The 6,416-nt window shown below is 66.4% G+C and carries 5 protein-coding genes; 3 read left to right on the top strand and 2 right to left on the bottom strand.

What is annotated here, in order from left to right; translation table 11 throughout:
- Nucleotides 1-9 precede the first annotated feature (9 nt).
- Nucleotides 10-483 carry a pentapeptide repeat-containing protein gene (locus ACV7JP_RS06795; RefSeq protein ID WP_457798465.1) on the bottom strand — a complete coding sequence of 158 codons (474 nt, stop codon included), beginning with the start codon at nt 481-483 and terminating at the stop codon, nt 10-12.
- Between the two features lie 316 nt (nt 484-799).
- Between ACV7JP_RS06795 and hemA the strand changes: the two genes are divergently transcribed.
- Nucleotides 800-2,086 (top strand): 5-aminolevulinate synthase, encoded by a 1,287-nt coding sequence (gene hemA / locus ACV7JP_RS06790; protein ID WP_457798464.1) that lies wholly within the window; start codon nt 800-802, stop codon nt 2,084-2,086.
- 206 nt (nt 2,087-2,292) lie between these two features.
- Nucleotides 2,293-2,535: a hypothetical protein gene (locus ACV7JP_RS06785; RefSeq protein WP_457798463.1), complete on the top strand. Its 243-nt coding sequence runs from the start codon at nt 2,293-2,295 to the stop codon at nt 2,533-2,535.
- Nucleotides 2,536-2,735: 200 nt separating this feature from the next.
- On the opposite strand, the gene ACV7JP_RS06780 is transcribed toward ACV7JP_RS06785, so the two are convergent.
- Nucleotides 2,736-5,009 (bottom strand): NADP-dependent malic enzyme, encoded by a 2,274-nt coding sequence (locus ACV7JP_RS06780; protein ID WP_457798462.1) that lies wholly within the window; start codon nt 5,007-5,009, stop codon nt 2,736-2,738.
- Nucleotides 5,010-5,339: 330 nt separating this feature from the next.
- Here ACV7JP_RS06780 and ACV7JP_RS06775 point away from each other — a divergent pair, with 330 nt between their 5' ends.
- Nucleotides 5,340-6,266, top strand: a complete 927-nt coding sequence (locus tag ACV7JP_RS06775; RefSeq protein WP_457798461.1) for a hypothetical protein — start codon at nt 5,340-5,342, stop codon at nt 6,264-6,266.
- Nucleotides 6,267-6,416 lie beyond the last annotated feature (150 nt).

Genomic DNA, 6,416 nt, shown 5'->3' with positions numbered 1-6,416 from the left:
CGGAAACCACTAGAAAGGCGGCCGCTCCCCTCGCGATCCTCGCTGGACGCAATCATAGAAGCGGTTCTTGCCGAAAAGCCGCTCGCCCCGGCCTGGCCGCTCGTCCTTCACGAATTCGCAGTTCTCGAAGACGCAGCCCACCAGGCGGCAATCGTCGAACACGCAGGCCCCGCCGAGATTGTCGAGCGCGAAGCGGCATCGCGTGAAGGCGCAGTCGATGAAATCCACGCCCCGGAAGGAGCAGCCGCGAAAGACGCAGTCCTCGAAAACGGCGCGCGAGATCAGCGCGGCGTTGAACAGCTCCCAATACCATTCGACCTGCGTGAAGTTGCAGCCGATTATGGCGCCCTCGACGCTGGGCTTGCTGATCTCCAAATCCTCGAAGCTGCAATAGGCGAAGACCGTTTCGGTCGGCAGCGACGCGAAGCGGCCGCTCTCCGTAAACTCTTCGCCCTGAACCAGGATCATCTCGCCCATGGCCATTCCTCCGTCTCCTTGTCGCACGCGACCGCTCCCCAGGCTCAGGCCGCGCACGCCGGTTTGGGCGACAGATAGGAGCCCAGGGGCGCCGCCGCCTTGCGCGGCCGCACAATCCGAAAAGAGCGAGGGGCTGTGGCGCCATGACTCCGCGGGCCAGCGGGTATGGCGCCTCGGCGGAAGGCTTTGCTAATACGCGGCAATCCGTCGCTCGCATTCCGGCTCAGGATCGGCTATGTAAGAAAACGTCCAAACAAGGCGGCAGGCAGGACGGGGCCTTCCGCCGGGTTTGATGGGCATCAAGGATCGAAGGGTTCCGTAAATGGTGTATGGGCGATATTTCGAGGCGGCCGTCTCCCGTCTGAAGGACGAGCGCCGCTATCGCGTTTTCGTGCATCTCGAGCGCGACGTCGAATCCTTCCCTCTCGCCAGGTGGCATCGCGACGACGGCAGCGTCCAGGACGTCACCGTCTGGTGCTCCAACGACTATCTCGGCATGGGCCAGCATCCCGAAGTGATCGCGGCCATGGTCGACACGGCGTCGCGGGTCGGCGCCGGGGCGGGCGGCACCCGCAATATTTCCGGCACCAGCCACGCCATCGTGGAGCTTGAGCGCGAGCTTGCCGATCTCCATGGCAAGGAGGCCGCCCTCGTCTTCACCTCGGGCTGGATCTCCAATCTCGCGGCGATCTCGACCGTCGCCGACCTGCTGCCGAACTGCGTCATCCTCTCCGACGCATCCAATCACAATTCCATGATCGAGGGCGTGAAGCGCTCGCGCGCCGAGCGCAAGATCTTCCGCCATAACGATCTCGCCCATCTCGAGGAGCTGCTGATCGAGGCCGGCGACCGGCCGAAGCTCGTCGTGTTCGAGAGCCTCTATTCGATGAACGGCAATATCGCTCCGGTCGGCGAGATCGCGGCGCTGGCCGAGCGCTACGGCGCCATGACCTATGTCGACGAAGTCCACGCCGTCGGCATGTATGGCGCGCGCGGCGGCGGCATTTGCGAGCGCGAAGGCGTGATGAACCGCATCGATGTGATCGAGGGCACGCTGGCCAAGGGCTTCGGCGTGATCGGCGGCTATGTCGCCGGCGACGCCATGGTCATCGACGCGATTCGCTCCTATGCGGGCGCCTTCATCTTCTCGACGGCCCTGCCGCCCGCCGTCGCGGCGGCGGCCTGCGCCTCCGTCCGGCTTCTCAAGCGCCGGACCGATTTGCGCGCGGCGCATCAGCGCGCGGCCCATATCACGAAGCACGCGCTCGCGGCGGCCGGCCTGCCCATTCTGGAGAACGGCTCGCATATCGTGCCGGTGATGGTGCGCGACGCGGAGCTGTGCAAGGCGGCGAGCGACCTGCTGCTCTCGCGCCACAATATCTACATCCAGCCGATCAATTATCCGACCGTCGCCAAGGGGTCGGAGCGCCTGCGCATCACGCCGACGCCGCGCCACACGCATGAGCATATTGCGCAGCTCGTCGAGGCGATGGTCGATGTGTGGCAAACGCTCGGCATCGCCTTTGTCGAGCCGCCGGCGCATCTCCATGTCGACCAGAAGAGCGACGAACGCTGCGCCTATCCCGAGATCAAGCTCGCCGCGCAGTGACGAAGCGGCTCGGGGAAGCGTGACGCATGGCCGGGCCCGCCCGGCCATCTTTTTTACGCGAGCGCGTCGCGTCGATTTCATGGAATTTTCAAATCCGCCACGGGGCGTAAAATTTTATCCGTTTGTTTGGGCCGCCGTTAAAGGGCGCGTTGTTTTCTGGTTCGACTACGAACGGACAAACCGCATTCGCTATGGGGTTCGTCGCCATGAGCCGGATTCGATTTTCCTTTGACAGCAATGTCGCGGCGGTCGCGGCGAAGCCGGAGGTCCAGGCGTTCCGGGCGGCGCGAAGACGCGAAATTCCGATCCGGCGCCGCATGAGAGACGCGACGGAGAATTTCGGTCTCTTCGCCTTCGGCTTCGGCGCCGCCACGCTTCTCATTCATTTCGCCGTGGGCTTCTTCGGCGCCTCGCGCATGTCGAGCATGTTTCCGCCGCTCAATCTCTGAAACCGGCTCTGTCCCCGGTCGGCCCCCGTCATCGAGGAGCGAGAGCCGTTTCCCGGCGCGCGCGCTTTGGAATCGGTTCCGCCAATCGCAGCGCGACCCGGGCGCTCTGGATTGCTTCGCCTTCGGCTCGCAATGACGCCGCAAGCATCGTCGACCACGCTTTTCCGTAATCGGGCGACGCCGCCCCGGCGCCGTGCGATCTATCCGCCGAGACAGAAGGCCGCGAGCGCCGCCATATTGACGATCTCCGTATCGGTCGCGCCGAGCTGGGTGATCTGAATGGGTTTGTCGAGGCCGACGATGAGCGGGCCGAGCACGGTGGCGTCGCCCAGCTCCTGCAGCATCTTTGTCGAGATCGCCGCGGAGTGAAAGGCTGGCATGATGAGCACATTCGCCGTGTCCTTCAGCCGGCAGAAGGGATAGGCGCTCATCAATTCCCTGTTGAGCGCGATGTCCGCGCCCATCTCGCCCTCATATTCGAAATCGACGCGGCGCGAATCGAGCACGCGCACCGCCTGATGCACGCGCTCGGTGCGCTCGCCCGGCGGATAGCCGAAGGTCGAGAAGGCGAGCATCGCCACGCGGGGCACGAGGCCGATGCGGCGCGCGACGCCCGCCGCCTCGATGGCGATTTCGGCGAGTTCCTCCGCCTCGGGAAGCTCGGTGATGGCCGTGTCGGCGACGACGACGACGCGGCCCTTGGCGAGAATGAGCGAGACGCCGATGACGCGATGGCCCGGCTTCTGATCGACCACGCGGCGCACTTCCTCCAGCGCGTTCGAGAAATGGCGCGTGACGCCGGTCACCATCGCATCCGCGTCGCCCCGCGCCACCATGGCGGCGGCGAAATGGTTGCGGTCCTGATTGATCAGGCGCTGGCAGTCGCGCAGCAGGAAGCCCTTGCGCTGCAGCCGCTCGAACAGGAACTGCGCATAGACGGCGTTGCGATGGGAGAGCTTGGCGTTGTGGATCTCGATGCCGTCGACGAGCTCCACGCCGGCATTGGCGGCGTTGGCCCTGACACGGTCCTCGCGCCCGACGAGCACCGCCGTTCCCAATCCCTGATTGACGAATATCACCGCCGCGCGAATGACCTGCTGCTCTTCGCCCTCCGCGAAGACGACGCGTTTCGGCTCGCGCCGCACGCGCTCATAGATGGTCTGCATGAGCCCGGCGATGGGATCGCGCCGCGCCGAAAGCTCGTGGCGATAGGCTTTCATGTCGATGATCGGCCGGCGCGCCACGCCCGATTCCATCGCCGCGCGCGCCACGGCCGGCGGCACGACATGGATGAGGCGCGGATCGAAGGGCGCGGGGATGAGATAGTCGCGGCCGAAACGCGGGCGCGCGCCGCGATAGGCGTTCGCGACCTCGTCCGGCACGTCCTCGCGCGCGAGATCGGCGAGGGCCTGCACGGCCGCGATCTTCATCTCCATATTGATGGTCTTCGCCCGCACGTCGAGCGCGCCGCGAAAGATGTAGGGAAAGCCCAGGACGTTATTCACCTGATTGGGATAGTCCGAGCGTCCCGTGGCGATGATCGCGTCGGACCGCGCGGCGCGCGCCTCTTCCGGCGTGATCTCCGGATCGGGATTGGCCATGGCGAAGATGATCGGCTCGGGCGCCATGCTCCTCAGCATGTCGGGCGTCAGCGCGCCCGCGATCGAAAGGCCGTAGAAGACGTCGGCGCCCTCCAGCGCCTCGGACAGCGTGCGCGCTTTCGTTTCCACGGCATGGGCGCTCTTCCATTGGTTCATCCCTTCCGCGCGCCCGCGATAGACGACGCCCTTGGTGTCGCAGAGCGTGATGTTGCGCGGATCGAAGCCGAGCGCCTTGGCGAGGTCGAGACAGGCGATGCCGGCGGCGCCGGCGCCGTTGCAGACGAGCTTGGTATTCTTGATGTCGCGGCCCGTCAGCAGCAGCGCGTTGACGAGCCCGGCCGCCGAGATGATCGCGGTCCCGTGCTGATCGTCATGGAAGACGGGAATGTCCATCATTTCGCGCAGCCGCTCTTCGATCACGAAGCATTCGGGCGCCTTGATGTCCTCGAGATTGACGCCGCCGAAGGAGGGGCCGAGATAGCGCACGGCGTTGATGAAATCCTCGACGTCCTTGGCGTCGACCTCGAGATCGATTGAGTCGATGTCGGCGAAGCGCTTGAAGAGCGCGGCCTTGCCCTCCATGACGGGCTTGGCCGCGAGAGGTCCGAGATCGCCGAGGCCCAGAATCGCCGTCCCGTTGGTGATGACGGCGACCATGTTTCCGCGCGTGGTGTAATCGAAGGCGAGGGAAGGGTCCCTGGCGATGGCCAGGACCGGCGCGGCGACGCCCGGCGAATAGGCGAGCGAGAGATCGCGCTGCGTCGCCATGGGCTTGGTCGAGACCACGGCGAGCTTTCCGGGGCGCCCGCGCGAATGAAAGAGCAGCGCCTCCTTCTCCGTGAAGACGGGGCGATCGCCGATGCTCTCTTTCATTGGGGCAAGCCTTTTCTGATTGCGGCGCAGCATAGCCGGGGGCGGGCGGGATTCACAAGCGGTTCTCGGACGATATCGGACCGGAAGCGGCGCGCCGACGCGCGCCGCGCGCTTGGCTTGGGGCGCCCCGCGCGGCCTTAAGCTCCTCAGATCACCCACCCACCCGCTCGGAACAATCCCCTCCCACCCCGCGTTTCCGCATCTCTTTCGCGTCCGGCGCCCCTGCGCGCCGCTATGGAGGTGGGGATGAACAACATCATCTACATCGTCGGCTTGATCGTGATCGTCATGGCGGTCCTGTCTCTGCTCGGCCTGCGATAGGGGGCCGCCATGACCGACGCCATCCGGCCCGGCTATGCGCCGACGCCGCCCGCCTCCGCGACGGAGCGCGCGGCCTTTTTCACCGCCGTCGATTGGGGCGCCATTCTCGCGGGCGTCGCGGTGGCGACGGCGATCTCCTTTGTCATGGCCGCCTTCGGCTCCGGCGTCGGCCTGTCGCTCGCTTCGCCCTACGAAGGCGCCTCGCCTCTGACCCACGCCATCGCGCTGGCGCTCTGGGTGCTGTGGGTGACGGTCGCCGCCTATGCGGCGGGCGGCTATGTCTGCGGGCGCCTGCGCCGGCGCAATGTCGACGTTCCCCGCGACGAGGCGGAGGTGCGCGACGGCGCGCATGGGCTCACCGTCTGGGCGACCTCCATGCTCATCGTCGCGCTCGCCTTGGGCTCCTCGCTCTACAATCTCGGCAGGATGGGCGTCGATACGGCCGCCCAGCAGGCGCAGAGAACCGGCCTCGTCGTCAACCCGGTCGATTACCGCGTCGACGCCCTGATGCGCGGCGACGGCGATACGGGCCGCCCGGCCGCGCCGACGGCGCGTCCCGGGACGCCCACGCCCGCGGTCCCCATCGCGACGACCGCCGACACCCGCCAGATCGTCTCGCGCATCATCGCGCGCGGCCAGGCCACGGGCCAGATCAGCGACGAGGATCGCGCCTATCTGCAAAACGTGCTCGCCTCGAGCACGGGCCTCAGCCCCGCCGACGCCCGCTCCCGCGTGGAGACCGTCGCGCGGCAGGTGGCGGACGACAACGCCCGCGCTAAGGAGCTCGCCGACAAGGCTCGCAAGGCCGGGATCATTGCGAGCTTCATCGCCACGGCGGCCATGGCGCTCGCGGCCGCCTCGGCATGGAGCGGCGCGACGCTCGGCGGGCGCCATCGCGACGAAAATCTCGGACTTTCCGCGCTCATGCGCTGGTAGGAGGCAAAAATGGGCCGTTCGATTTTGCTCTGGCTGCTCGGCGTGCCAATCCCCATCATCATCCTGCTGGCGCTCTGGCGGTAGCGAAAAGAACCCCGGATCTTCGATCCGGGGTTTTTCTTTCCGTTCCACAGCTAGAACGGGCTCGCG

Source organism: Methylocystis sp. S23, assembly GCF_054106005.1.
This window is presented reverse-complemented; position numbering and strand designations above follow the sequence as displayed.